We start from the raw sequence: 25,987 nt of genomic DNA, 5'->3' as shown, positions 1-25,987 counted from the left end.
GGGAGTAGGTTTTTGATTATTTCAACTTAAGAACCATACCTGGTTTTAAGTTCTCGGTTTTATCTGGATTAAGCTTCTTCAAATTGCGTACCGAAGTACCATATTTTCTAGCAATTGTCCACAAACTATCTCCACTTTTCACTTTATGAGTAGTCGAGGTATTGTTCTGAGAGACCGGTATAGTAGCAACTGGTCGTCTAGGATGGATATATAATTTTTGTCCTATCCGTAATTTAGAAGATCTTAAATTATTCCATCTTTTCAATTTACTCACACTCACACCATACTTATTGGCAATTTTACCTAGGTAATCGCCACTTTTGACTCGATAAACCACACGACTTTCTGCCTTTAGTAATTCAGGTAATGGTTTTTCTCTTTTATCAAATTCCGCTTTCGCGAAAGCGTAAACACTATCCTCATTACTCACAAATTTAGACATCGCTTTAAGTGGTAATCTTAAATAATACTTACGTCCTTCAACCACGGGAATGAGATCCAATTTATAGCTAGGATTGTGAAATTGAACTACTTCAATATCTTGATCTGTGAACTGTGCCACGTGTTCTAGAGCAATCATCTTTTTAACCTGAACAGAATCTGTAACTATAGATCTGTGTTCATTTTGTAATGGTTTAAAACCGTGCTCGCTGGCATAGGTAAACAGATATAACATCGCTTGAAATGCTGGAACATATCCAGCTGTTTCACGTGGAAGATAGGGACGTAAATTCCAGTAATTTCTATATCCGCCGCTACGTCTTATTGCCTTGTTAACATTACCTGGTCCAGAATTATAGGCAGCCAAAGCTAAGTCCCAGTCACCATAGATATTATACAAGCTACGTAAAAATTTACAAGCTGCAACGGTAGCTTTTTCTGGATCCATGCGCTCATCAACGTAACTATTTACCTCAAGTCCATAATTGCGCCCTGTAGCAAACATAAATTGCCACATTCCAGTAGCTCCTACTCTACTTTTTGCCTTGGCATCTAGTGCACTTTCTACCACTGCAAGGTACTTCATCTCCAATGGTATGTCATATTGATCCAGCTGCTCCTCAAACATAGGAAAGTAATAGTCGCTTAAAGTCATTAATCGCTCCAGATAAACTCGTCTATAACTAAGCTTTTTATTGATAAGCTTTTCCAGTATAGGATTATATTCTATGTTAAAAGGTGTTGTAGCATTAATGCGTTTTAATCTTGCTTTTAGAGTGTCGGTAGGTACTACTTGTTTAACGATAGCTGCATCATCCAGATTTACAAAATCATCATACATATAATCGTACAAATCATTGTTGTACAATTCTTCTAATAAATTCTCATCAAACTCATCTACCTCAGGATATTCCTTTAATCCAGATCCATCTTCTACCTCAAGAATAGGAATAACAGTATTGGTTACTGTGGTTGATTCTACTTTAAGAGAGTCTGTTTTAAGGGAATCTTTTACGCTTTGTTTTTGTTTGTATTCTTCATAGGTAAACACCTTGCTTTTCACAGCAACCGAATCTGGTTGCTGTGCATGTAAAATAACCATCCCTATGATGGATAAACAAGTTCCTAATATTCTAGATCGCATATAGATTTTAATTCAAGATTCTTGCCACAGTCACTAGTCTACTATAGCAGCGATACCAGGTAATGTTTTACCTTCTAGTAATTCTAACATAGCGCCACCACCTGTTGATACATAACTCACCTTATCGGCATAGCCAAATTGTTTAACTGCAGCAACAGAATCACCACCACCAACAAGAGAAAATGCACCGTTTTTAGTAGCTACTGCAATAGCATCACCTAGTGCTTTGGTCCCTTGAGCAAAGGCTTGCATTTCAAATACTCCAGCAGGACCGTTCCACAATATAGTTTGTGCTTTCTGTATTAAATCATGGAATTGCTGTTGTGTTTTTTCACCTATGTCTAATCCCATCCAACCATCGGGTATTTGATCAATGGCAGCCTCTTTTCTATTAGCTGTTTCACTGAAATCGTCAGCCATTAAAACATCCACTGGTAAATGAATTTGTGTATTGTGTTCTTGTGCTTTTTTAAGAATTTCAAGAGCTAGTTCTTGCTTATCGTCCTCAACCAATGAATTTCCAATTTTTCCTCCTTGGGCTTTTATAAAGGTATAAGCCATTCCACCAGCGATTATCAAATGATCTACTTTTTGTAAAATATTTTCTATCACTGTAATTTTTGAAGACACCTTGGCACCGCCTAATATTGCTAGCAATGGTCTTTCTGGGGTTTCTAATACTTTATTGAGGTTTTCAATTTCACGATTCATTAAAAAACCAAAGCATTTCTCCTCAAAAAACTGTGCAATTATAGCGGTACTAGCATGTGCTCTATGAGCTGTTCCAAATGCATCGTTAATGTACACATCGCCTAATTGAGATAGCGCTTTCGCGAAAGCGGAATCACCAGCTTTCTCCTCGTCATGATATCTCAAATTTTCTAATAAAAGAACCTCGCCGCTTTGAAGGTCTTGAGCAGCTTGAATAGCACTTTGCCCTACACAATCCTCGGCAAATTTGACCTGGACTCCCAAAATGTCGCTAGCTTTTTCTACAACATGTTTTAAAGAAAATTCATTCTCATTATTTTTAGGACGTCCTAGGTGTGACATTAAAATCACAGCACCGTCATTTTCTAGCACATGAATAATAGTGTCTTTTGCTGCCTCAATACGAGTGGTATCGGTTACATTAAGATTGTCGTCTAACGGAACATTGAAATCTACTCTTACTAGAGCCTTTTTGTCTTTGAAATTGATATCGTTAATTGTCATATTCGATGGTAAGTATGTTGTAAAAAAACAAATATAAAGGGATAATCTGAGAGATAAATTTATAGATGCCGTTAAACTTTATATTTGCATTATGAGGAAGGAATCTATCCTAGGACTAGAGCACATTAAAAAGCATTTATTAAGTACTGTTGAAAACGGGCGTATTGCTCATGCACAGTTATTTGTAGGGCCATCAGGCAGCGGTACCCTACCACTAGCGATCTTTTATGCTAGAGCCATATTATGTCAAAAAAATCCTGATAGTTGCCATATTCAAATGGATCAACTAGCTCATCCAGATTTGCATTTTTCATTTCCTAGCGCAAGTACCAAAGAAACTGGTAGTAAGGCCACTAGTGATGATTATTTAAAATCATTTAGATCATTTGTAAAAGAACATCCTTATGGCAATATAAGTGCCTGGGCAAAATACGTTGATCTTGAGAAGAAAAATATTGAGATTAAGGTAGGTGAAGGCGAACTTATAATGAAAAAGTTGAGTCTTAAATCCTATGAAGGTGGTTATAAGGTGTTAATCATGTGGCAAGCAGACAGAATGAATTCTGAAGCTGCAAATAAATTATTGAAGCTAATAGAGGAACCTCCTAAAAATACAGTAATCCTGCTGGTTGCAGAAAATACTGATCGCATGCTTAACACTATAATAAGCAGGTGTCAGGTAATTGAAGTTCCAAAATTGCCAGTATCTGTAATCACTACTGGCTTACAACTACAGAATTCTTTAAACGAAAATGAATCTACAGCTATTGCTAGACAAGCAAATGGTGATTTCTTTAAAGCACTTGAATTAGCATCTAATATTTCAGAGGACAATGAATTTGAAGAGCTTTTGATTAAATGGGTAAGAACCGCTTACCAAGCAAAGACCAAACCTAGCGCTATCACAGAACTGATAAATTGGGCTACTGCAATTTCCTCTTTAAATAGAGAAAAGCAACAACGCTTTTTAAATTATGCTATTGAATTTTTTAGACAAGCGATGCTTTTAAATTATAAGGCAGATCGTATCGTGTATTTGAATCCAAAAACTGGATTTGACCTTAAGAAATTTGCTCCTTTTATTACTGGAAACAGAATGATTGCGGTCCAAGAACAAATTGAAACTTCACTTTATCATATTCAAAGAAATGGAAATGGAAAGGTTATTCTTACGGATCTTGCTATAGGTATGACGCGTATTTTACACGGCCCTTCTTAATATTTTGTTAACGACACAGTTTAAGTCTTTTGTTTTCACAAGATTAAAATTACTTATACTTGCAAAAAGAATATTATTTGATTGGACAACACAGGAATAGTTTTACTACTGATTTTTATACTCGTAACTTTTTGTATTTCTGCATATGAAAAAGTCTACAGATGGGAAGAAACTTTGCTTGACTTTCTCAATATGTACTCTAAATATTTTGGAGAACTATTAGTAAAGGTAATTACCATCTTTATATTACTGGCCGAGGTGTTAATTGCTACCTTAGCCCTATTTGCTCTTTATAAAATTTACTCTTCTGGTACTCTAGATTTTGCAAAATATACTTTCATAGGATCATCATTAGTATTTATTATCCTACTAATAGGATTAAGAATCATTAGAGATTACGAAGGCGCTTCTAGAACAGCCATTTACTTTGGGATAACGAGTTTAGGCCTATTATGGGTTTCATTAGCATAAACTATGCTAAAATTAAAAATCATAAATAGACTTTATTGAAAACGGCTTTGAATTAAGCGATTTAAGAAACTTTATTTCCTTCACATGCCATGGGTAAGGTAACTTAAAAAAGGCTCTGTAAAATGTGCTTATTTGAATTTTTTAAGTATAAATTGATGTGAAGAGGCTTGCTTTGTAATTAAACAGGACAAATTAGAAATAAATCCTACCAGTGTACCTGAAATAAAAGGTATAGGCCATTTTTTATATCTAGCAGATAATATTGAAACGTAAAAACTATCCCACCACATAGGAATTGTATTTACTAATCGGAATTTGCTTTTAAATAATATTTCTACAGAATGTTTTGAAAAATGGAAAGTGTGACGAGGAACATCGTAAGCTGCCCAATGTTCCTTAAAAACCCTAGCATCTAAACATTGATAATTAGGTAAAGCCAAAATTAAAATTCCATCAGGTTTTAATAATCTTACTAATTCTAATATCTGTTGTGACAAATTGGGAACATGTTCTAGAACATGATACATGGTAATTACATCAAAATAATTTTCTTCATAAATTGAACTATCAGGTTGTAATTCTAAACTAAAATTTTGTTTCGCAAAATCTCTAGCCTTTTTAGAAGGTTCAACGCCACAAGCAGAGATGTTATTATCAATTAATGATTGAACCAATTCACCAGAGCCTGCACCTACATCACAAACTTTAATGTTTGTAGAAGAGCCAAAATGTTCATTAATAACGTTGGTTATTAATCGAGTTTTTGTTTGAATATTTCTTCTCTTAACGACATTATAAATCTTGGAAAAAAAGGATTCTTTATTATTACCATGAGAATAATAATCTTCAGATTCATAATATTTCGACAACTCTTTAGGTTGAGGTACCGTTTTTAAAATACCAGTGGTATCATCTTTAAAAAGTTCAAATTTTTCTTTAGAAAAGAAATAATCCTTAGTTCTTAAAACTGATTTATTGAAGTTAAAATCTATCATGTTTCACGTGAAACTATCTTCCCATATGTACTAACAGCACAGAAATATCACTAGGTGATACACCCGAAATACGAGAAGCCTGGGATACAGTAACAGGTTTAATTTTAGTCAATTTCTCTTTAGCCTCGTAACTCAAAGATTTAATTTGAGAGTAATCATAGTTTTCAGGAATTCTTATATTTTCCAATCTATGAAGCTTGTCTGCATTGTTTTTTTCCTTCTCTATGTAACCAGCATATTTAACGTGAACTTCCACTTGTTCAAGAACATCCTTATTAATATCGTTTTTTTCAATAAAGCTAGCAACCTCATTAACACGCAACATATCACTTAAATCAATTTGAGGTCTAGAAAAAACTTTATATAACTTCCCATTTTGCTTCACTGGCGCAGAACCTTTCTCCACCAGAATTTCGTTCATTTCTTGAAAGTTATAACTGGTGTTTTCAAGAAAATCAATCATTTGTTTAGACTTCGCTTGCTTCTCTTCTACCCTACGCATTGCATCGTCCTTAACTATTCCAAGTTTATAAGCAAGAGGAGTTAAACGTAAATCTGCATTATCCTGGCGTAATAGTGTTCTATATTCAGCTCTTGAAGTAAACATCCTATAAGGTTCTTCAGTTCCTTTTGTGATCAGATCATCTACTAAAACACCTATATACGCCTCGTCACGATTAAGCACAAACGCCTCTTCCTCACGAATCTTTAAAACCGCATTAATACCAGCCATTAATCCTTGGCTTGCAGCTTCTTCATAACCGGTGGTTCCATTAATTTGACCAGCAAAGTATAGATTATTTACGATTTTGGTTTCCAAGGTATGTTTTAATTGAGTAGGTGGAAAGTAATCATACTCAATTGCATATCCTGGTCTAAAGAACTTAACATTTTCAAAACCTGCAACTGAACGCAGCGCTTTAAACTGAACATCTTCAGGTAAACTGGTACTGAAACCATTTACATAGACCTCAACCGTATCCCAACCTTCTGGCTCAACAAAAATTTGATGTCTGTCCTTATCGGCAAAACGATCAATTTTATCTTCAATAGATGGACAATAACGAGGACCTATACTTTGAATTCTACCATTGAACATAGGACTACGATCAAAACCTTCACGTAACAAATTATGAACCTCTGGACTTGTATAAGTCATATAACAATCCCTTTGTTTAGTCAAAGGTGTAGTCTTATCTGAGTAACTAAAAGTACCTGTAATGTCATCACCTGGATGAACTATCATTTTTGAGTAATCCAGACTACGCCCATCAACACGAGGTGGAGTTCCTGTTTTCATCCTACCTGCTTCAAAACCTAGATCAACCAAATCCTGTGTTATTCCAGTAGCAGCCCGTTCACCTGCACGACCACCTCCAAATTGTTTTTCACCTATATGAATTAAACCATTTAAAAAGGTTCCATTAGTTAATACCACACTTTTTGATCGCAACTCGAGACCTAAAGAGGTTCTAACACCAACCACTTTATCTCCTTCTATAATAAGACCCGATACCATTTCTTGGTAAAAGTCTAGATTAGGAATAGCTTCCAATTGTAATCTCCATTCTTCTGCAAAACGCATTCTATCGTTCTGAGTTCTCGGCGACCACATTGCAGGTCCTTTAGATTGATTAAGCATTTTAAACTGTATAGCACTTTTATCGCTAACGATACCACTTAAACCACCTAAAGCATCAATTTCTCTAACAATTTGACCTTTTGCGATACCACCCATAGCAGGGTTGCAAGACATCTGCCCTATTGTTTGAAGATTCATGGTTACAAGTAAAGTACTTGCTCCCATATTTGCGGCAGCAGCTGCGGCCTCGCTTCCAGCGTGTCCAGCACCTACAACTATTACATCATATTCTTGTCCTAACATAACATCAATGTTTCACGTGAAACATATTCATTTTTTCTTCTTCTTTTGAACGCATCAAATCAATTTCCTGCGGTGACTTATCCTTGTAACCACATAAATGCAGAATTCCATGAACCAAAACGCGGTGCAATTCTTGCTCAAAGTTCACATTAAAAACTTGAGCATTATCGGCAACTCGATCAGTGCTTATGTATATTTCACCTGATAATCTATTTTCCTCACAATAATCAAAAGTTATTATATCGGTAAAAGTATCATGATCCAGGTATTGCTTGTTCATTTCATGCAGATAATCATCGCTACAAAAAACAAAATCAATTTTATCTAACGCTTTGTTTTCAGAAGCGATAACGGCTGAGAGCCATTTATTATACACTACGTTATTCAAAGGTTCAAAATCATTCTGATAGTGAAAACTAATCATTCTTAAAATACTCTTTAACTCGGTTCTTAAAAAGCGGCTGCAAAGGTAATACTTGTCTGTTTAATATCTCCTTATTATTGAAATAGTTGCTGGCATCTGGAAGCTTATTATTAGTCTCATTATTAAAACTATTACGATTTGTAGTACTCTTACGTTCTTCTTGTTTTCCTTGTAATAATCCAGCATCCTTTAATTTTAATAAGTCGTGCTGAATTCGTAGCATAAGATCCTCGACCTCTCTATCAAAACCCTGATCCAACAGCTTACGCTCGACCGCTTTCATATTATCGGTAATGGATTCTACCTTGGATTTAATACCACTATTTTCAATCATGTTTTCTAATTGATCCCTAAGCTCCTTTTGCTTTTTATATATGTCATAAATGCGTTCTGCTTCAGACTCAGACTCCCGATAACCAGATTCGCCCGTATTTGAATCTTTACCAGATTGACCGGAAGCACCACCAGATCCATTACCTGACGAACCACCTGTTCCGCCAGATTCACCACTTTGACCGTCCTCACCACCATTACCAGACTGACCATTTTCACCTTGCTCACCACCACTACCAGATTGACCGCTTTGACCGCTTTGACCATTTTCACCAGCATTGCCCGATTGACCTTGCTGACCTTGTTGTCCTTGTTGACCTTGTTTTCCTAATTTATCTCCTTTACCTTTTCTACTTAAGCTTTCTTGTTTCTGTATAATGTCCTGAAGTTGAAAACCAGCACCGCCTTCACCAGGACTTGGTTGTCCAGGACCACTTGATCCAGAAGCATTCATATTATCCATGGCATCACTTAACATAGCGCTTAATTTATTGGCACCTGAAAACGCCTCTTGTTGCGCCATTAAACTGCGCTCTATTTTGAACTCTGCCAATTGCTCCATACTTGTATCTATACCATAATGAATATCGGTGATAACAGAATTTATTTCTTCACCAACCTTCGGATTACGGCTACTTAAAGCAAACAAAGAATCATCTACATGCTCAAAGGTGTATTCTAACTTTTTTTGCATGATTAATTTTTTTCCAAAGCTTGGGCTATTTCTATTTATCAATGAAACTTGGTCCATTAAAGCTTCCTGCTCCAGACTATAACCTATCAAATTATCTAGAATTTGTCTTAAGGTTTCCGCATCCTCCATCATTTGATCCTTTTCCATGCTGCGCATTTGATTGCCCATTTGTTGAGATAGTCGTTTCATCTTATCTGCAGCACTACGTTGTTTGGATGATGCCTTTTGAGACTCTTTAGATTCAATATTTTCTTTAGCATCGTTTTGATCCTGCTCGATCTCATCAGCTTGTGGTGGATCAAACTCTAACTTATGTGGACGTTTAAGATTAGTATTTTCCTTCTCAAGTTCCTCGAGTTCCTTTCTCCATTCTTGGAATTCTTTATTTAAACTATCTTGTTCTTGTTCTGAAGATTCAACATCTGCAGCCTTCTTCTGCTTTAAGGCTATTTGAGATAAATCTTTGGCTAATTGCTTGAATTTCTCCTTGACATAAAATCTTTTAGTTAACTCTAATAATTGTTCAAGACTACGTTGCTGTTGTTTTGAGTTGCGTTGTGCCTTATCTAATTGTTCCTTTAGCTCAGCAGGCGGCATCTTGTCCTTGTACTCTTGGATCTTTTTTAAGAGTTCTTCATTCTTCTTAATTTGATCGGCACTTTGTTCCATTCTTTCTTTTAGCGCCTCCTTTTCTTCTGATTCTTCTCTTATGGATTTTTCCAAATTGTTTTTTAATCGATCCAACTGTCTATTCATTAACTGTTCCTGCTTCTGCTGCTTATCTAAGACCTGTTCTAGTTTTTTGCGGTCATTGAAATCTAGATCTTTCTTTTCAACCGCTTCACGACTTAATTCCTTGAGTTTTTCCTGCTGTTTTTCCTGATCCATTAAGGATTTCTCTATACTTTCTAACGATTCCTTTTGCTCTTGTAATTCACGTTGTTCCTGTTCATTATTGGTTATTTTTCGATAACCATAGACCTGAGACTTAACGCTTTTAAAGTTATTTACCACGTCATTATCAAAAGCTTCAAAATAATATTCATAACGTTTACCTTCTAATAGTTCAAGACCTTGAGGAAAGGTATATAAAAACGTTTCATAGGATCCTCTATCTTTACTTATCACTAATTTCTTAACGGTTGCGGGATCATCTTGAATATAGTAGTTCAATACTATCTTTTTAATGCCGTAGTCGTCCACAACCTGACCTTTATAATATCTTATTTGTTCATTTAAAGAATCGACCTTTTCTTCCACCTTCAATTCAGGATATTCATCCTTTACAACATCGATTTTAAAATTGAGTGTTTCGTAATTTTTAGTATTAGAATTAGAGGTGGAAATAGCATATGAAGTAGGTTGTGATATCGCTTTCGCGAAAGCGAACTGATTATCCTGCTTTTTAAAACTATAAGTATCATCACCATTAATGAAGTCTACTACTTGAGTATTACTGGTATTCAAGATCCATTGCACGCGAGTACCTTCTGGTAAAAGAGCGTTTCCTGTACCCTTAATAGTTTCAGAAGTGCGACCTATGTGTGAAGGAAACCTGCACACCATATTGAATTGATCTATAGATGGTACAGCACCTACCTTGAGTTGATAACTAGGGCTTGCAACCTCATTTGCATTAAAGAAAAAATCAATGTCACTACTAGGTCTTTTAAAAACGTAACTGTAGTTACCGTTTTTATCTTGATTCATAAAATAATTTTGACCCTTATAGCTTATGGAAACAGATTCAGGTAATTTCTTACCTACAACTTGAACATTAATTTTATAATCTTGATTTTGTAATGTACTTAAATCATCATTAAGTAATTTAAATGAATAAGGAGCAGGTGGAATATATTCGTTATTAAAATCGGCTACACGTGATGCGCTTTTTGTAATCACCTCATCATTACCGGTAAAGAAAAGTCCTACAATTATAACAAGCGGAATAGCTAAATATTTTAAATACTTGGAGTTCTTTTTATAATCAATGGCAAGTGAAAAAGGTATAGGTTTAAGTTCTTCACTTTTTTGATTAATACTTGCCCACGTCAATTCATCGTCACCTCCATTTTTATGTAATTGTAAAACATTTACAAGTTTATCAGATACCTCAGGGAAATGAGTTCCTATAATGGTACTTGCATCCCTAAAATCAATTCCTTTAAAAAGCTTGAATAAACGAGCTAAAGGAATACCTACAAACTTGAACAATAAAAAAGATTGTACAATTACAAATAGAATAAACAATATGGTGCGTCCTACAGTACTAAGCCATAAAAAATGCTCGATTACCACAGTAAATAGAAAATACAACAAACTAAGAGCAGCAAAAAGAATGACTCCTCTAATCAATTCATTACGATAGTACTTACTAATAAATTGAGTTAATTTCTTTTGTATTATTTGAAAGTTAGTCATAGCACCTTTTCATCATCTAGACTTGTAAAGATAGGAATAAGCCTTAAATTGTTCATATCCATTTAATAAGTGGACTTACTAGCGTATTTCATACATAAATAGTGCCCAAATATTGACCTATTGTAAAAATTAAAGTTTGTTATAACTTTAGGCAAACTCAACCCTACTAGAATGAAAGACTTAAAATACCTAGCTGCCTATCTAATTCCTGTTTTCTGTGTGCTAGGAATATTTCTAAAAGGATATTGGTTATTTGTAACACCGATTGTTGTTTTTGGAATAGTGCCTTTGCTGGAATTATGGATGCCATCATTAAAAAATAATTTATCAGACAGTGAAAAAGAATCTAAAACTGCTAATAGGTTTTTTGATTTGTTATTATGGCTTAATGTTCCTATCGTATTTGGTACGCTAGTGTATGCTTTTTATACCTTCAATAATTCTTTTTTAACTACTTATGAGGTAGTTGGATTAATATTATCTTGTGGTATTGTAGCAGGAAGTAATGGGATTAATGTTGCTCATGAATTAGGTCATAGACAAGAAAGTTGGGAACGCTTTCTAGGTAAGATATTGCTGTTACCTAGTCTTTATATGCATTTTTATATAGAGCACAATCATCACCATCATTTGCAAGCTGCTACACCCGAAGATCCTGCAACAGCTAGATATAATGAAAATTTATACAAATTTTGGTTGAGATCGGTAACTCAACAATATATAAGTGCATGGCGCATACAACGTAAACTAAGGCAGGTAAATAATTACTCCATTTTTTCAGTAAAAAACGATATGCTATGGTATACCTTAATTCAAATGAGTTATTTGGTAACTGTAGGTATTGTATTTTCCTGGTCCACTACCCTACTAGCAATTGCAATTGCAATAGTAGGTTTTTCATTATTGGAAATAATAAATTATCTAGAACATTATGGATTAAGAAGAGTAAGAAAAAAATCAGGAAGGTATGAGGTTGTTAGAGAGATACATAGTTGGAATAGCAATCACGCATTAGGTAGAATATTACTATACGAATTAACAAGACATAGTGATCATCATTATAGAGCGAGTAAAAAGTATCAAGTATTAGATTATCACGATATAAGTCCACAATTACCTTATGGATATCCTACTATGATGGTAATAGCAACAATTCCACCGTTATGGTTTTCTATAGTTAATAAACATGTTCCACATGAAATGGTTAAACTGGCCACACAGTAATTTACCTAAAACCTAACTATTTACTCTCTTTAGACTAACTATCTTTGCAGCCTATAAAACTGCATACAAAATGAGTCAAGAAGTTAGAGTAAGATTTGCCCCTAGCCCGACTGGACCACTTCACATAGGTGGAGTGAGAACCGCATTATTCAATTACTTATTTGCAAAAAAACATAAAGGAACATTTATCCTAAGGATTGAGGATACCGATCAAAACAGATATGTTCCAGGAGCAGAACAGTACATCATAGATGCTTTAAACTGGTGTGGGATTCCATTTGATGAAGGAATAGGAAAAGAAGGTAACTTTGGTCCATATAGACAAAGTGAAAGAAAAGAATCCTATAAACAATACGCTCTAGAACTTATTGAAAAAGGAGCTGCTTATTATGCATTTGACACAGCGCAAGAATTGAATGAAGCACGCGCTACCGCAGAGTCTCAAAAGAAGAACTTCATCTACAATCACAGAACTCGAGATCAATTTACCAACTCACTTACACTTACACCAGAAGAAGTACAACAACGACTAGATAACGGTGAGGACTATGTAATAAGGTTTAAACCACAAATAAAAAACCTTGGTTTATTTGATGAGATACGTAAAGGAATCCAAATAGATACCAGTCTATTAGACGATAAAATTTTATTTAAAAGTGATGGTATGCCTACTTATCACCTAGCCAATGTTGTGGATGATCACAACATGCAAATCACACATGTGATACGCGGTGAAGAATGGTTACCTAGTATGGCATTACACGTATTGCTGTATGAAAGCTTTGGATGGCAAATTCCATCTTTTGCTCATTTACCTCTCATACTTAAACCAACTGGTAAAGGGAAGTTAAGTAAACGAGATGGAGCAAAATTCGGTTTTCCTGTATTTCCTTTAGAATGGCATGATGATAAGGAAAATGAAACTTTCAATGGATACCGAGAAGATGGTTACCTGCCTAGCGCGGTTATAAATATGCTAGCCTTTTTAGGTTGGAATCCTGGAACCGAACAAGAATTATTTAAGCTAGATGAACTTATAGAACAATTTGATCTTTCTCAAGTAAATAGTTCAGGCGCCAAGTTTGATCCAGATAAGGCTAAATGGTTCCAGCAACAATATTTTGTTGAACAAGATGATGCTGTTATAGGTGCCGCTTTCGCGAAAGCGTTACAATCAAAAAATATTAACTATGGATCACAGGATTACGTTAATCTAGTAGTTGGTCTAGTGAAAGAAAGAGCAGTGTTTTTAGATGATCTATTTGAACTTGCAGGGTTCTTTTTTGAAGCGCCGAAAGAATTTGATGAGAAAAATGCTAGAAAAGCTTGGAAAGAATCTACTAGCGATTTAATGAATCAGTTAATTGAGGTCATTGAAAAAACTGATGATGATACCGCATCTGGATTGAGTGATTCAATTAAAGGATGGATGAAGAGCAACGAACTAGGATTTGGTAAAATAATGATGCCTATGCGACTTTCTTTAGTAGGTAGTCTAATGGGTCCAGATGTTTTTGAAATAGCCTCTATGATAGGTAAAAATGAAACAATTTCTAGGCTAAAAACTGCTATATCTATATTAGAATAAAAAAGATAAATAATATTTATTATTGATTAAAACGATACTTATTTAAATAAGTATCGTTTTTTCTTATAAATAATTTTAAAAGTAAAATCGCAGTCCAAAAGTGTAAAAACGGGCCTTACCTTCTAAATCATTACCAAGATTATCTTGTCCTGATAAATTGTTGAGAAAACCATAATGATAATGTGCCATTAATCTAACATGGGTAACTCCAGTAGAAAATCCAATTACTCCATTAATGTTAAATGGATTATTTTTTTGAAATTCAGACACGGTGATGGTATTAGATAAAGATCCTATCTGGGAATTTTCAAAAGCAGATTCATCTTTCAATTTATAATCGCCATTAAATAGTAACGATGGACCTAATTCAATAGAAAAATGATTGCTCTGTGCTATTTTCCAGGCAAAAAGAAAATTAAGCTCTGCTCCTAATTGAGAAAATTCAATTTCTTGATTCGTCAAAAGTTCTTTAGTTGAAAAGTTATGATTGTAAACACCTAATGAATAAATAAAATCAAAATCATCTCTTATTTGACCACGTGTTTCAAGAACGAATTTGTATCCTAAATTACTATCTACCGATAGATCATCAATGTCCAAACGGTAAGAAGTAGCCTCTACTCCTATCCCTAGATAATTTATAGGTGTGTATCGCTGTGCTTGAATGTAATATCCAGATATAAAAACCAAAAAAAGGAGAATGTATTTCATAATTGTAACAAAGAACATAAACATACTACCTATAATATAGATATGTTACTATTTGAGTAATTTTTATAAGGCAATTGCCCTTTAAAATTCTCAAGATAAGCACTTACCTTTACATAACCATTTACTTTATACAAAATGATAACACTACCATTAATTCCCATTGTTCCTATCGTTATAGGAGTTATCGCTCTTATTATTTTATTGAGCGCTTTTTTTACAGTTAAACAACAAACAGCAGCCGTAATTGAACGTTTTGGTAAATTTACTAGCATGCGTCATTCTGGATTACAATTAAAAATTCCAGTGATCGATCGTGTAGCTGGAAGGATTAATTTACGTATTCAACAACTAGATGTAGTTGTCGAAACCAAAACCAAAGATGATGTTTTTGTTAGACTAAAAGTATCAGTTCAATTTCAAGTAATTAGAGATAAGGTTTATGATGCGTTTTATAGACTTCAAAATCCTCATGATCAAATTACATCATACGTTTTTGACGTGGTACGTGCCGAAGTTCCAAAAATGAAATTAGACTACGTTTTTGAAAAGAAGGATGATATAGCAATTGCGGTAAAAAGAGAACTTAATGAGGCTATGCTGGATTATGGATACGACATTATTAAAACACTTGTAACTGATATCGATCCAGATATTCAAGTTAAAGCCGCTATGAACCGTATTAATGCCTCGGAACGTGAAAAGGTAGCTGCCGAATACGAAGCGGAAGCAGAGCGTATTAAAATCGTTGCTAAAGCACGTGCGGAAGCTGAATCAAAAAGATTACAAGGTCAAGGTATCGCAGATCAACGAAGAGAAATCGCTAGAGGACTTGAAGAATCTGTTGATGTATTGAATAACGTAGGGATTAATTCACAAGAAGCCAGTGCGTTAATAGTCGTAACTCAACATTATGATACGTTACAATCTATAGGTGAAGAGACAAATTCTAATCTTATTTTGTTACCTAATTCACCACAGGCAGGAAGCGACATGCTTAACAACATGATTGCTAGCTTTACTGCAAGCGCCCAAATTGGTGAGCAAATGAAAAAACAAAGCTCTAAAAAAAATAAAGACTCTAAAGAAACAGACTCTTTAGAATAGAGTTATTGGATTGAAAAATAAAAGCGAGACTACTTAGTCTCGCTTTTTTCTTTTCTTGTTATTTCTCTTATCCATAAAAAAAGACAAAAGAAAAATAGTATGACATTAAAAATTCCACTTACTAGATATATATTTTCTGATTCATGATGTCTCACGTAGATCAGATAAAAATAGTAAGAGGAACTTATAAGTGTTATTAGTGTAAGAATGAAGTAAATGATACTTCCTATTTTCATTTAACGACTTAAAAATTTATTTACAATTTTTAAAACTACCGCTTTTTTTGCAATTGACGATATCATATTAGTAACAATTGAAACTGCACTCAATTCTTCCTTAACTTCATTTATTTTTAACTTCATCGTTTCTTCATGAATTTGTTTTTGTAACGATAGAACGTTAAGCTCCTTATTTATCTCGTCAAAATTATTGTAAACCTTCATGAATATTTAATTAAAAAATTTCTTACTTGTACGTTGTATAACATTAGTTTCAATTTTCTTCTTAGTTAACAATAGAACTAATAAAAAGATGATGAAGTAGAAGATTCCTACAGCAAAAAAGCCCATTGCGTAACTTTCCCATATTTCACCTAGTAAAAAGGCTACTGCTGTGCTTAAAAAGATCGCTGATAATGTTATAAATAGAATACTTAAAAGCTTGTGAACACTGCTACTTAAAAACAACGTAAGACCTTTGAATAATCGTAAACGATGAAATTCAATTGTAGTTTCAATATAGCTTTTACTGGCCTCTTGAAATTCCTGTATTTGGTCTGTAATAGAACTCAAAATCTAGTTTTTATACAGTCGCTTTAGCTTTTTTTACCGCTCCGCTTACCGATTTAGGTTTTTGTAATTTGGCGTTTTGTGTACGCAGTTGTTCTAGTTTTTCTTCTAGTGCGACAATAGCATCATCTGCTTTATAACTAGCTGTAGATAGTGCTTCTTCTATCCTTTCACCTACTGTTCCACGAACTTCTGAAGTTTTTGCTGCTACTTGTTCATAGGTTCTTTGAGCACTTTCTGTAAAAGTATCTTTTGCTTTAATAGCTTCTTTTTTAATTTTTTACGTGTTTTTTTACCGCTTTCTGGTGCGTATAAAATTCCTGCGATTGCTCCTAGAGCAGCTCCTGCTGCAAGTGCTATAATCGTATTTCCTGTCTTTGCCATAGTAATATTTTTTTTGATTTGTTTGTTATTACAAATGTACCTTACTCCTACAGCTTACAGCGTTAATAGATATATAAGCATTTTGATTAATTCAATGAAAAAGCATAAAATCTATATAATATTTATCAATTTTTGTTAAAATCATACAATTTATAACCAAAAAAGCCATCCATTACTGAATGACTTTTTAGCGATTATGCTTTTATGTTGTATGTTTTCGCGACTGCAGACATGAATCATGAAGTTCATGTCAAAGGAAGCAAATTATAAGAAAAACTATTGATCAATTTTTGCCCATGTATCTCTTAGAGTTACTGTTCTATTGAAAATTCGATTCTCTGAAGTACTATCCCTATCAACTGAGAAATAACCCATACGCTGGAATTGTACCGTTTTCCCTACTTCTAAGTCTTTTAAAGCTGGTTCACCAAACGCTGTGATAGTTTTTAATGATTCTTTATTTACGAATTGCATGAAATCCACATCCTTATCTGCGTCTGGCTGTGCAACATTAAACAGTCTATCGTATAATCTTACCTCAACTGGTACAGCATGGGCTGCACTTACCCAATGTAAGGTTCCTTTAACGCGACGCATACTGGCCTCAGTGCCACTACCACTTTTTGATTCTGGATCGTAGGTTGCATGTATTTCAGTGATGACACCATTTTCATCTTTTACACAACCTTCACCCTTAATAATATAGGCATTTTTAAGTCTTACTTCTTTTCCATTCTTTAATCTAAAGAATTTCTTATTAGCTTCTTCCCTATAATCTTCACGTTCTATATAAAGTACTTTTGAGAAAGGTACTTCTCTATATCCTCTAGATGCATCTTCCTGACTATTTTCGGCTTGTAAGATTTCTTCTTTACCTTCAGGATAATTAGTAATTACTAATTTAACTGGATCTAGAACTGCCATCACTCGGTCAGCTTCTTTATTTAGATAATCTCTTACGAAATACTCTAAATGGTTCATGTCAACTAGATTATCACGTTTTGCAATACCTATAGAATCTGCAAAATTACGGATTGCTTGAGCAGGATAACCTCTTCTTCTCATTCCAGAAATGGTGGTCATTCTAGGATCATCCCAACCTGAAACAATTCCATCATCAACGAGTTTTTGAAGTTTGCGTTTTGAAGTTACTGTATGAGAGACGTTACGACGGGCAAATTCACGTTGTTTAGGGCGTATCTTATCCTTATCTACTATTTGGTCAAGAAACCAATTATAAAGCTCTCTATGAGGTAAAAATTCAAGAGTACAGAATGAGTGAGTTATTTGTTCTAAATAATCACTTTCTCCATGTGTCCAATCATACATGGGATAAATTTTCCAATCATTACCTGTTCTATGATGTGGTTTGTTCACAACGCGATACATGATAGGATCTCTCATAAGCATGTTTGAAGATGCCATATCAATCTTAGCTCTTAGTACATGCTCAGACTCGCCAAATTCACCATTTTTCATAGATTCAAATAACTTCAGATTATCATCTATACTACGGTTTCTATAAGGACTATTAGTTCCAGGTTGTGTAGGTGTACCTTTTTGTTCAGCAATTTGTTCACTTGATTGAGAATCAACATAAGCTTTACCTTCCTTTATAAGCTGTATAGCCCAATCATAAAGTTGTTGGAAGTAGTCAGATGCGTAACATAGGTTATCCCATTTATAACCTAACCATTCAATATCCTTTTGAATAGCTTCAACAAACTTAGATTCTTCTTTAGCAGGATTTGTATCATCAAATCTTAAGTTTACTGGTTTGTTATACTTCTCTCCTAACCCAAAATTTAAGCAAATTGCACTAGCATGTCCTATGTGCAAGAATCCATTAGGCTCTGGTGGAAATCTAAATCTTAAATGATCTGGATTTAATCCGTTTTCAAGATCTGCTTCAATTATCTCTTCTATAAAGTTAGCTGGCTTTTTATCGCTCATCCCTATGTTATTTTATAAGCAAAGTTAAGATTTATAGATAAGTAATGGTATGTATCTTTGCCCTATGCATAAAATTAAATTGAATAACGTTAGAGTTTTTACTAACCATGGCTGTCTAGACGAGGAAGAACGTATAGGTAGCGATTATAGAGTGGATCTAGAAATAAGTGCCGATTTAACTAAAAGTGCGCAAACCGATCACCTTAAAGATACAGTAGATTATGTTTCCCTTAATAGAATTATTAAGGAGGAAATGGCAATAAGATCTAAATTACTGGAGCAAGTTGCAAAACGTATACTAGATAGAATTTTTAAAGAAGAACCACTAGTTCAACAAGCTACTGTACAAGTAGCTAAAATAAATCCTCCTATAGGTGGAGACGTTGAAAGTGTAATCATTGAAATGTCAGAAAGTAGATAAAGAATAACAGCTTTTTAGATTTTATCGATTGATATCCTAAAAACTGTTCTTTTTTACTATTTTTGCCGTCCACAAGGTGCCATGGCCGAGTGGCTAGGCTTGGGTCTGCAAAACCTACTACAGCGGTTCGAATCCGCTTGGCACCTCAAAAATCCTCAGTAATTACTGGGGATTTTTTTATTGAATACGTTTTGCGATAAAGTGACCTAATGCCAGTCCGATTACTATCGTTAATACAATATTTAAAACATTTGGAGTTGGATGAACACCTTCATAACAGTATTTAATTAAAAAGGGTCTTTCGTCCGATTGTGTGTGGTACACACAAGAGTCAGGAACAAAAATTATAAATAAAATAAATTGTAAAAAACCAATTGCAAGAACTCCTAATACGTAAGCAATCCATCTCATTTTAATGTGGTAATTCTGGTAATTGATTTTCTATTATAACTGTGGTTTGAGGAAATACACCTTTAATAATCAATACTGCTCCACATATTAACATGACAATAGCGATTAGTCTTTTTAACCAAAATATTCTAAGTGGAGTTAAGTATCTATTTAAACTTTTTGCTAATACTATCTTACATAAATCTACAATGAAATAAGTAAGTAAAACAGTACTGAAAAATACCAGTATACGATTTTCATCATTCTCTAGTTGAGGACTAAATACTACAATCAATCCCAACCAGAAACCTAAAACGCCAATATTGATAAAATTGAGTAAAAATCCTTTGATAAACAGGGAATAATAATTGTTCTTCTGTACGATTAAAACTCCTTTATCTACTTCTTTAAGGTATGTTTTCTTGGTTTTTATAAAGGAAATTACTCCATAAATGCATAAAATACTACCACCAAAAATGTATAATGCAGGATCATCCTTTAATTTTTCTAAAATACTAGAGGTCATAAAATAGGCGACTAGAAGAAAAATGATATCCGCTAGTATGACTCCTATATCAAGAGCTAGAGCAGCTCTAAAACCCTTTATGGCGCTTGTTTCTAATAAGGCAAAAAACACTGGCCCTATTAAAAAAGCCATACCAAAACCTAATGGGATAGCACTATATATATCTTCTAGCATATAACAAATCAGTTATAGCTCAAAAATAATAGATAACCTAAGGCTTATCAAATGATAGTTAAGAAAACTAAAGTTTAATGAACGATATAACGTCGTTATTCCACAATTTCAATACGACCTCCAAATACAGTTTTCTTATTAATATTATTTGGATTACCGTATATCATTACATCGCCACCGGCATTAATTCTAATTTTCACGTAATTACTCGCATACACTTCAACCTCACCACCAGCTTGTATTTTAACTCGAGAATCATCAGTTTTTAAACCTGCATTTTCAACTATTCCACCTGTATTAACAACAATATTTTGGTTTTTTGCTGCTCCTGTTAAAGAAACAATACCACCAGTTACTGCTCTTATATCCAAATGCTCAATCGCAACACCAGCTTCTACCCTAGCTCCTTCTTGCACTTTGATTTCAAGATTGTTTTGAGTCATTAATTCATTAACTACGATGACTGATCCTTCATTACCATCAATAGTTTGTAGATCTTTATAATAAACGTGTATAAAGGTATTTTGACCATCAAAAATTCGTTCCGTTTTCATTCTGATTTTAAGAGTTTTATTTTTTAAAACAAACTCTACGTCCTGGGCATCCTCGCCTGTTATGACTAGTTTATTAACATCAGATTTCACTAAATTGACTTTGACTAAGTCAAATGTTTTTATTGTATCAAAATTTCCCATGTCTTCCTCAATAGGATTTTGGGCTACTATTATTACCGAGAAGAGTACAATTAAACTGCTTACTATAAATTTCATGATTGTTATTTTATATACAGACAATCAAAAAATAAATATGTTACAGTTTGTATAAATAGAAACAGCAGCCTAAAAGACTGCTGTTTCATTAACCAACCAAAAAACTTATGAAAATTACTCTTAATAACCTTCAACTATATCTTTCCAAAACCCGTGCCAAACTATTATGCGTGCATAATTAATTTTAAAAGAAAATCCCGCATCCTGAAGAGGATAACGGGATTTTACTAACCAACCAAAAAACTTTCTTAATTGAAAATATTCTATTTCATAAAACCATGAAAATGTTGTAACTAAGTAACCACTCTCAATTACAATACAAATATCTACCAGTTCCAGATTACTTTTAAAATTGAATTATACTGACTAGTAATATTAGATTAAATACAATTAATATCGATTAAATACATAATTAAATGCATTTTAATTAATGACGGTTGCCTTTCCAGGTGCCTCCATAACGGTAATTAATATCAGATTGATGATGTTGTGTACAAGACTTACAACAAAAAACCCATTGATTACTTCCTGAAAATTGAATACGATACATCACATTGTCATCTTTTTGACAAGTATGACAAATTTTCGTTTTCATTAGGATTCTACCTGTTCTTTACTGCCAACCATCCAAAAATCTAATTGTTTCTTGACTAAATCGGCGTTTTTGACTTTAACATAAACCTCGTCACCTAGTGTATAGGTATTTTTAGTACGTCTACCTACAACAGCAAAATCTTCCTCAACAAATTCATAACTATCGTCGTCTAGATCACCTAACCTAATCATACCTTCACACTTGTTTTCAATAATCTCCACATATATACCCCAATCGGTCACACCAGAAATAACTCCTAAAAACTCTTCATCTTCATGGTTTTTCATGTATTTGACCTGCATGTATTTGATACTATCTCTTTCTGCTTTTGAAGCAAGCATTTCCATGTTAGAAGAATGATCACATTTTACTTCATACACTTCTTCATCGGCACTTTTTCCACCATCTAGATAATGTTGTAAAAGTCTGTGAACCATAACATCTGGATAACGTCTTATAGGACTCGTAAAATGAGAATAATAATCAAAGGCTAGTCCATAGTGACCAATATTATCAGTAGAGTAAACAGCTTTTGACATAGACCGTATAGCTAGGGTATCAACCATGTTTTGCTCCTTAGCACCTTTAACATCATGTAATAGTTTATTAAGTGATGAGGTTACTCTATTACGATCTCTTAAGTCTAATTGATGACCAAATTTCTTTACTACGCCTGCAAGGGCATTAAGCTTTTCATCATTAGGTTCATCATGTATTCTATAAACAAAGGTCTTTTTATCGCCGTTTTTTGCGGTACGCTTTCCTACAAATTCTGCTACCTTTTTATTGGCTAATAACATAAATTCTTCAATTAATTTATTAGCGTCTTTAGAGGTTTTAAAAAACACACCTACTGGCTCATCGTTTTCATTGAGATCAAATTTAACCTCAGTCTTATCAAAACTCAATGCTCCAGATTGCATGCGCTTTGCTCGCATGATTTTAGCAAGTTCATCAAGTTTAAGAGTGGCTTGAACAATAAGAGTAGGTATTTTTGTACGCTTTCGCGAAAGCGAGATATCTTCAGGTATTTCATCCTGTTGCGTTTCAATGATATGTTGCGCTTCTTCATAAGCAAATCGCTGATCGCTGTGAATAACTGTTCTACCGAACCATTGATTGTGGATAACTGCTTTATCGTCTAATTCAAATACTGCAGAAAAACATAGTTTGTCCTCATGAGGATTTAAGGAACACACACCATTTGATAATACTTCAGGTAACATGGGTACTACTCTATCTACTAGATATACTGATGTGGCACGTTCATAGGCTTCATCATCGAGAACAGTTCCTGGTTTAACGTAGTGAGAAACATCGGCAATATGGATTCCTATTTCATAATTACCGTTTTCTAAGACTTTAAATGATAAGGCATCGTCAAAATCCTTTGCATCTTTAGGGTCTATCGTAAAGGTGAGATCCTCGCGCATGTCACGACGCTTGTTAATTTCTTGCTTACTTATGGTTTTATCCAACTGTTCAGTGAACTTTTCAACCTCGATAGGAAACTCATAAGGAAGACCGTATTGCGCTAGAATGGCATGAATCTCAGTATCATGCTCACCTGGATCACCTAGAATATCCTTTACTTTACCATTAGGTGAATCTTGTTTATCGTTCCATTCTAAGAACTCGACTAGTACAACTTGACCATCCTTGGCACCATTAATATTGCTTTTAGAAATAAAGAAGTCTGTAGTTATTTTTGGGTTTGCAATATTTACAAATGCAAATTTTTCATGAACTTCAATAGTTCCCACAAATTCTGTTTTATTGCGCTGTAGTACCTTAGTAACCTCACCTTCTGGTTGTTGTCCTCGTCTACGGTGATAGACATAGACTTCAACTTGATCACCATCAAGTGCCTGACCGATGGATCTTTTAGGAATCATTATGTCTTCTTGTAATTCTTCGGTTATAACATAACCGGTGCCGCGAGAGCTTACATCGAGAATTCCCGTGTAATAATCAATTGCTTTAATGATCTTGAATTTACCACGATCAACTTCTTCAATCTTGTCTTTAGCTTTTAATTGATGTAGTTTTTTAATTACCTGATTGCGGCCACTAGAATCTTTTATTCCTAGTTTGGCGCATATCTGTTTGTAATTAAATAGTTTATTGGGTTCGTTTTTTAAAATATTGAGAACACTTTGACTTAAGTTTTGAAACTTGGTCTTTGATTTTCGTGATTTCTTTTTCTTCATATATAAACAAAGTTACTCTTTATACAACTCAATCATAATTGCTTTACAAATAATTAATATTGAACAAATTATAAATAAATCTTAAAAATTCCTTAATAAAAGTGTAACTTTAAATGAATTTAGACGTTATATAAACATAGTTTAAACCAAACAATGTCTCTCAAACATAAGAAGTTTACGATCTATTTTTTTCTAGGAATATTACTAGTAGCTGCTATAGTATGTGCTATTCTCATTTTTATTGCTCTTGATGCTAGTAATGCCACTACGGCATTTTAAGAGATACCTTTCTTTTTTTCTGCTTTCTTAAATTTTTAAAGTTTTACTTCTTCTAGTTGTTATTAACATATATTATATCATAGATTTTTCTTTTAAAATTTTTAAATAAAAAATAGTGATTAATATAGCTTGTGAATAGCGGTAAAATTTAGGTAATCGTTTTTTGTTATTTCAAAAAAGAAGAAACTTTCAGCAGTTATAAACAAGTTATAAGAGAATTAAATTTCTATTTTTAAACCAATTAAACTGTTTTACTCACAGTTGTTCACAACCATTATTCACAATGAATTGTATATTATTTACATTAAATTAATCTGTTAATAACGTCAATTTTACATTTAACAACTAAATTGAAAAAACTAATAAGAAAATGATGTTGTTTCAGTATCCTGTATATATGCACAAGCATTTGACAAATCCTAAATAATTTCATTAAAAACTATTAACAGGTTATTATTGATTTATAAAAGTCAAAAATTACTAGGTGTTAATAACCTCATTTAACTTACTGCTTTTTTACCTTTGTTACTTAATATTTAGTCACATGAACATCTCTATAGGAAACGATCACGCAGGACCTGCATATAAAAATGCCATAGTAGGTTACTTAAAAGAAAATGGTTATGAAATCACTAATCATGGTACTGATAGTTTTGATAGTGTTGATTATCCAGATTTTGCCCATAAAGTAGCGCAAGATATCGTATCTGGTAAAGCCTCAAAAGGAATAGTTATTTGTGGTAGTGCACAAGGTGTATCAATGACTGTTAATAAGTATAAAGAAGTACGTGGCGCTGTGTGCTGGAGTAAAGAAATTGCTCAATTATCACGAGAGCACAACGATGCAAATATCATCTGTATTCCAGCTCGTTTCACTTCAATACCACAAGCAATAGCCTTAGTAAAGACGTTTCTTGAAACTGATTTTGAAGGTGGACGTCACAAACGTAGGGTTGATAAAATAGCTTGTTCATAACCTATTTTATCATCGGCTATATTTAAATTATCTACTACGAGAAGGAAGGTTGATTGGTATGAGTAGAATAAATAGTAAACTTTATTTTGAATTAGGTGAACAGTTACCTAAACAATATCCAGAACTTAATTTTGATAACCATTGTTACTGGCGTATTGCATTAGACAATGTTTTACAAGGAAAATGGCGTGATAAAATACCAGCACCTGCTTATAAACATCTCACTGACGATCAATTCGATTACGTAATTCATTTATTGAAAAGTTATAGTAGGGATCAACGACTACTTTTACAACATAACGAAAACTCGTTACGTTACAGAGGTAAAATCAAATAATGATTAAGAATTAAATTTCTCTTGTATACAATACTAGGGATACTGTAGAAATATGAAAAAAGAAGCTACTATTATAATTCACCAACTGCGCACGGCAGTACATCCAGAGAAAAAACTCATGGAAATATGGAGAGAGCTAGACAGTTATGAAGATAAGGAGAAAGAACAAGTATTAAATGATCTGGATAGTCATCGACAAGAAATAATGGCAAATGGTGATGAATCATTTGGTGAAATGCTAGAGAAAATAATTACCGATATCAGGATAGGTGTAAAACCACCTAAACCTAAAATTGTACCTAAACAATTTTAAAA

Annotated in this window: 26 protein-coding genes and 1 tRNA gene; 11 read left to right on the top strand and 16 right to left on the bottom strand. The window is 33.7% G+C overall.

The window, feature by feature from the left end:
- Positions 1 to 16: 16 nt before the first annotated feature.
- Both BST93_RS01730 and BST93_RS01725 read right to left on the bottom strand, forming a co-directional pair.
- Positions 17 to 1,585 (bottom strand): LysM peptidoglycan-binding domain-containing protein, encoded by a 1,569-nt coding sequence (locus tag BST93_RS01730; RefSeq protein ID WP_258150462.1) that lies wholly within the window; start codon positions 1,583 to 1,585, stop codon positions 17 to 19.
- A 33-nt stretch (positions 1,586 to 1,618) separates the two neighbouring features.
- A complete protein-coding gene (locus BST93_RS01725) occupies positions 1,619 to 2,800 on the bottom strand; it encodes a phosphoglycerate kinase (RefSeq protein ID WP_105017859.1) in 1,182 nt (393 codons plus the stop codon).
- Between the two features lie 91 nt (positions 2,801 to 2,891).
- Here BST93_RS01725 and BST93_RS01720 point away from each other — a divergent pair, with 91 nt between their 5' ends.
- Positions 2,892 to 4,019: a DNA polymerase III subunit gene (locus BST93_RS01720; protein ID WP_105017858.1), complete on the top strand. Its 1,128-nt coding sequence runs from the start codon at positions 2,892 to 2,894 to the stop codon at positions 4,017 to 4,019.
- Between the two features lie 192 nt (positions 4,020 to 4,211).
- Positions 4,212 to 4,490 carry a hypothetical protein gene (locus tag BST93_RS01715; RefSeq protein ID WP_105017857.1) on the top strand — a complete coding sequence of 93 codons (279 nt, stop codon included), beginning with the start codon at positions 4,212 to 4,214 and terminating at the stop codon, positions 4,488 to 4,490.
- 128 nt (positions 4,491 to 4,618) lie between these two features.
- Here the strand turns inward: BST93_RS01715 and BST93_RS01710 are convergent, their stop codons facing one another.
- From BST93_RS01710 to BST93_RS01695, 4 genes are read right to left on the bottom strand one after another with little or no spacing between them, the layout of a single operon-like run.
- Complete coding sequence (locus tag BST93_RS01710; RefSeq protein WP_105017856.1) at positions 4,619 to 5,485, bottom strand: class I SAM-dependent methyltransferase; 867 nt, start codon at positions 5,483 to 5,485, stop codon at positions 4,619 to 4,621.
- Positions 5,486 to 5,498: 13 nt separating this feature from the next.
- A complete protein-coding gene (gene mnmG, locus BST93_RS01705; protein ID WP_105017855.1) occupies positions 5,499 to 7,370 on the bottom strand; it encodes a tRNA uridine-5-carboxymethylaminomethyl(34) synthesis enzyme MnmG in 1,872 nt (623 codons plus the stop codon).
- A gap of 4 nt (positions 7,371 to 7,374) precedes the next feature.
- Complete coding sequence (gene ybeY / locus BST93_RS01700; protein WP_105017854.1) at positions 7,375 to 7,794, bottom strand: rRNA maturation RNase YbeY; 420 nt, start codon at positions 7,792 to 7,794, stop codon at positions 7,375 to 7,377.
- Positions 7,787 to 11,242, bottom strand: coding sequence for a coiled-coil domain-containing protein (locus BST93_RS01695; RefSeq protein WP_105017853.1), 3,456 nt, complete (start codon positions 11,240 to 11,242; stop codon positions 7,787 to 7,789). Before BST93_RS01695 ends, ybeY begins: the two co-directional genes overlap by 8 nt.
- A gap of 171 nt (positions 11,243 to 11,413) precedes the next feature.
- On the opposite strand from BST93_RS01695, the gene BST93_RS01690 reads away from it, so the two are divergent.
- Positions 11,414 to 12,466, top strand: coding sequence for an alkane 1-monooxygenase (locus BST93_RS01690; protein ID WP_105017852.1), 1,053 nt, complete (start codon positions 11,414 to 11,416; stop codon positions 12,464 to 12,466).
- Positions 12,467 to 12,536: 70 nt separating this feature from the next.
- Entirely contained in the window at positions 12,537 to 14,054 is a 1,518-nt protein-coding gene (gltX, locus tag BST93_RS01685) for a glutamate--tRNA ligase (RefSeq protein WP_105017851.1), read from the top strand.
- 75 nt (positions 14,055 to 14,129) lie between these two features.
- Here the strand turns inward: gltX and BST93_RS01680 are convergent, their stop codons facing one another.
- A complete protein-coding gene (locus BST93_RS01680; RefSeq protein ID WP_105017850.1) occupies positions 14,130 to 14,765 on the bottom strand; it encodes a hypothetical protein in 636 nt (211 codons plus the stop codon).
- 135 nt (positions 14,766 to 14,900) lie between these two features.
- Between BST93_RS01680 and BST93_RS01675 the strand changes: the two genes are divergently transcribed.
- Positions 14,901 to 15,869 carry an SPFH domain-containing protein gene (locus tag BST93_RS01675; protein ID WP_105017849.1) on the top strand — a complete coding sequence of 323 codons (969 nt, stop codon included), beginning with the start codon at positions 14,901 to 14,903 and terminating at the stop codon, positions 15,867 to 15,869.
- Between the two features lie 236 nt (positions 15,870 to 16,105).
- Here the strand turns inward: BST93_RS01675 and BST93_RS01670 are convergent, their stop codons facing one another.
- The 4 genes from BST93_RS01670 to BST93_RS01655 all read right to left on the bottom strand — a co-directional run bounded on the left by BST93_RS01670 (position 16,106) and on the right by BST93_RS01655 (position 18,994).
- Positions 16,106 to 16,312: a DUF6327 family protein gene (locus BST93_RS01670; RefSeq protein WP_060523484.1), complete on the bottom strand. Its 207-nt coding sequence runs from the start codon at positions 16,310 to 16,312 to the stop codon at positions 16,106 to 16,108.
- A 6-nt stretch (positions 16,313 to 16,318) separates the two neighbouring features.
- On the bottom strand, positions 16,319 to 16,660 hold the full coding sequence (locus BST93_RS01665) for a hypothetical protein (protein ID WP_105017848.1): 342 nt from the start codon (positions 16,658 to 16,660) through the stop codon (positions 16,319 to 16,321).
- A gap of 204 nt (positions 16,661 to 16,864) precedes the next feature.
- A complete protein-coding gene (locus BST93_RS14600) occupies positions 16,865 to 17,041 on the bottom strand; it encodes a YtxH domain-containing protein (RefSeq protein ID WP_308736846.1) in 177 nt (58 codons plus the stop codon).
- Between the two features lie 276 nt (positions 17,042 to 17,317).
- Positions 17,318 to 18,994 (bottom strand): glutamine--tRNA ligase/YqeY domain fusion protein, encoded by a 1,677-nt coding sequence (locus BST93_RS01655; protein ID WP_105017847.1) that lies wholly within the window; start codon positions 18,992 to 18,994, stop codon positions 17,318 to 17,320.
- Between the two features lie 64 nt (positions 18,995 to 19,058).
- Here BST93_RS01655 and folB point away from each other — a divergent pair, with 64 nt between their 5' ends.
- Together folB and BST93_RS01645 are read left to right on the top strand one after the other, a co-directional pair.
- The gene (gene folB, locus BST93_RS01650; RefSeq protein ID WP_042276724.1) at positions 19,059 to 19,415 is read left to right on the top strand and encodes a dihydroneopterin aldolase; all 357 of its coding nucleotides are present in this window, start codon (positions 19,059 to 19,061) and stop codon (positions 19,413 to 19,415) included.
- Between the two features lie 75 nt (positions 19,416 to 19,490).
- Positions 19,491 to 19,561, top strand: a tRNA-Cys gene (locus BST93_RS01645).
- Between the two features lie 31 nt (positions 19,562 to 19,592).
- On the opposite strand, the gene BST93_RS01640 is transcribed toward BST93_RS01645, so the two are convergent.
- The 5 genes from BST93_RS01640 to rnr all read right to left on the bottom strand — a co-directional run bounded on the left by BST93_RS01640 (position 19,593) and on the right by rnr (position 24,080).
- Positions 19,593 to 19,826 (bottom strand): hypothetical protein, encoded by a 234-nt coding sequence (locus BST93_RS01640; protein WP_105017846.1) that lies wholly within the window; start codon positions 19,824 to 19,826, stop codon positions 19,593 to 19,595.
- A 1-nt stretch (position 19,827) separates the two neighbouring features.
- Positions 19,828 to 20,505 carry a LysE family translocator gene (locus BST93_RS01635; protein ID WP_105017845.1) on the bottom strand — a complete coding sequence of 226 codons (678 nt, stop codon included), beginning with the start codon at positions 20,503 to 20,505 and terminating at the stop codon, positions 19,828 to 19,830.
- A 95-nt stretch (positions 20,506 to 20,600) separates the two neighbouring features.
- The gene (locus tag BST93_RS01630) at positions 20,601 to 21,275 is read right to left on the bottom strand and encodes a head GIN domain-containing protein (protein WP_105017844.1); all 675 of its coding nucleotides are present in this window, start codon (positions 21,273 to 21,275) and stop codon (positions 20,601 to 20,603) included.
- A gap of 427 nt (positions 21,276 to 21,702) precedes the next feature.
- Positions 21,703 to 21,870, bottom strand: coding sequence for a DUF8622 domain-containing protein (locus BST93_RS14915; protein WP_490036448.1), 168 nt, complete (start codon positions 21,868 to 21,870; stop codon positions 21,703 to 21,705).
- A complete protein-coding gene (gene rnr / locus BST93_RS01625; RefSeq protein ID WP_105017843.1) occupies positions 21,870 to 24,080 on the bottom strand; it encodes a ribonuclease R in 2,211 nt (736 codons plus the stop codon). The genes BST93_RS14915 and rnr overlap by 1 nt, the downstream gene beginning before the upstream one ends.
- Positions 24,081 to 24,233: 153 nt before the next feature.
- Between rnr and BST93_RS14440 the strand changes: the two genes are divergently transcribed.
- The 4 genes from BST93_RS14440 (at position 24,234) to BST93_RS01610 (ending at position 25,985) form a co-directional block, all read left to right on the top strand.
- Complete coding sequence (locus tag BST93_RS14440) at positions 24,234 to 24,359, top strand: hypothetical protein (protein WP_258150461.1); 126 nt, start codon at positions 24,234 to 24,236, stop codon at positions 24,357 to 24,359.
- Between the two features lie 544 nt (positions 24,360 to 24,903).
- A complete protein-coding gene (rpiB, locus tag BST93_RS01620; RefSeq protein ID WP_042276713.1) occupies positions 24,904 to 25,335 on the top strand; it encodes a ribose 5-phosphate isomerase B in 432 nt (143 codons plus the stop codon).
- 58 nt (positions 25,336 to 25,393) lie between these two features.
- Positions 25,394 to 25,672, top strand: a complete 279-nt coding sequence (locus tag BST93_RS01615) for an acetyltransferase (protein ID WP_105017842.1) — start codon at positions 25,394 to 25,396, stop codon at positions 25,670 to 25,672.
- 52 nt (positions 25,673 to 25,724) lie between these two features.
- The gene (locus tag BST93_RS01610; RefSeq protein WP_105017841.1) at positions 25,725 to 25,985 is read left to right on the top strand and encodes a hypothetical protein; all 261 of its coding nucleotides are present in this window, start codon (positions 25,725 to 25,727) and stop codon (positions 25,983 to 25,985) included.
- The last annotated feature ends 2 nt before the right edge of the window (positions 25,986 to 25,987 follow it).

It is taken from the genome of Nonlabens tegetincola (assembly GCF_002954355.1).
GTDB lineage: Bacteria > Bacteroidota > Bacteroidia > Flavobacteriales > Flavobacteriaceae > Nonlabens > Nonlabens tegetincola.
Note: the sequence above shows the minus strand (reverse complement) of the source record. Positions and strands in the feature narration are given on the sequence as shown.

Coding starts and splice junctions, on each gene's coding strand:
- BST93_RS01670 (WP_060523484.1), bottom strand. CDS start 16,312: ATGAAGGTTTACAATAATTTTGACGAGATAAATAAGGAGCTTAACGTT.
- BST93_RS01695 (WP_105017853.1), bottom strand. CDS start 11,242: ATGACTAACTTTCAAATAATACAAAAGAAATTAACTCAATTTATTAGT.
- BST93_RS01725 (WP_105017859.1), bottom strand. CDS start 2,800: ATGACAATTAACGATATCAATTTCAAAGACAAAAAGGCTCTAGTAAGA.
- BST93_RS01615 (WP_105017842.1), top strand. CDS start 25,394: ATGAGTAGAATAAATAGTAAACTTTATTTTGAATTAGGTGAACAGTTA.
- rpiB (WP_042276713.1), top strand. CDS start 24,904: ATGAACATCTCTATAGGAAACGATCACGCAGGACCTGCATATAAAAAT.
- BST93_RS01720 (WP_105017858.1), top strand. CDS start 2,892: ATGAGGAAGGAATCTATCCTAGGACTAGAGCACATTAAAAAGCATTTA.
- BST93_RS01655 (WP_105017847.1), bottom strand. CDS start 18,994: ATGAGCGATAAAAAGCCAGCTAACTTTATAGAAGAGATAATTGAAGCA.
- BST93_RS01680 (WP_105017850.1), bottom strand. CDS start 14,765: ATGAAATACATTCTCCTTTTTTTGGTTTTTATATCTGGATATTACATT.
- BST93_RS01635 (WP_105017845.1), bottom strand. CDS start 20,505: ATGCTAGAAGATATATATAGTGCTATCCCATTAGGTTTTGGTATGGCT.
- BST93_RS01640 (WP_105017846.1), bottom strand. CDS start 19,826: ATGAGATGGATTGCTTACGTATTAGGAGTTCTTGCAATTGGTTTTTTA.
- BST93_RS01710 (WP_105017856.1), bottom strand. CDS start 5,485: ATGATAGATTTTAACTTCAATAAATCAGTTTTAAGAACTAAGGATTAT.
- gltX (WP_105017851.1), top strand. CDS start 12,537: ATGAGTCAAGAAGTTAGAGTAAGATTTGCCCCTAGCCCGACTGGACCA.
- BST93_RS14915 (WP_490036448.1), bottom strand. CDS start 21,870: ATGAAAACGAAAATTTGTCATACTTGTCAAAAAGATGACAATGTGATG.
- BST93_RS14440 (WP_258150461.1), top strand. CDS start 24,234: ATGTCTCTCAAACATAAGAAGTTTACGATCTATTTTTTTCTAGGAATA.
- BST93_RS01630 (WP_105017844.1), bottom strand. CDS start 21,275: ATGAAATTTATAGTAAGCAGTTTAATTGTACTCTTCTCGGTAATAATA.
- mnmG (WP_105017855.1), bottom strand. CDS start 7,370: ATGTTAGGACAAGAATATGATGTAATAGTTGTAGGTGCTGGACACGCT.
- ybeY (WP_105017854.1), bottom strand. CDS start 7,794: ATGATTAGTTTTCACTATCAGAATGATTTTGAACCTTTGAATAACGTA.
- folB (WP_042276724.1), top strand. CDS start 19,059: ATGCATAAAATTAAATTGAATAACGTTAGAGTTTTTACTAACCATGGC.
- BST93_RS01610 (WP_105017841.1), top strand. CDS start 25,725: ATGAAAAAAGAAGCTACTATTATAATTCACCAACTGCGCACGGCAGTA.
- BST93_RS01715 (WP_105017857.1), top strand. CDS start 4,212: ATGTACTCTAAATATTTTGGAGAACTATTAGTAAAGGTAATTACCATC.
- BST93_RS01730 (WP_258150462.1), bottom strand. CDS start 1,585: ATGCGATCTAGAATATTAGGAACTTGTTTATCCATCATAGGGATGGTT.
- BST93_RS01675 (WP_105017849.1), top strand. CDS start 14,901: ATGATAACACTACCATTAATTCCCATTGTTCCTATCGTTATAGGAGTT.
- rnr (WP_105017843.1), bottom strand. CDS start 24,080: ATGAAGAAAAAGAAATCACGAAAATCAAAGACCAAGTTTCAAAACTTA.
- BST93_RS01690 (WP_105017852.1), top strand. CDS start 11,414: ATGAAAGACTTAAAATACCTAGCTGCCTATCTAATTCCTGTTTTCTGT.
- BST93_RS14600 (WP_308736846.1), bottom strand. CDS start 17,041: ATGGCAAAGACAGGAAATACGATTATAGCACTTGCAGCAGGAGCTGCT.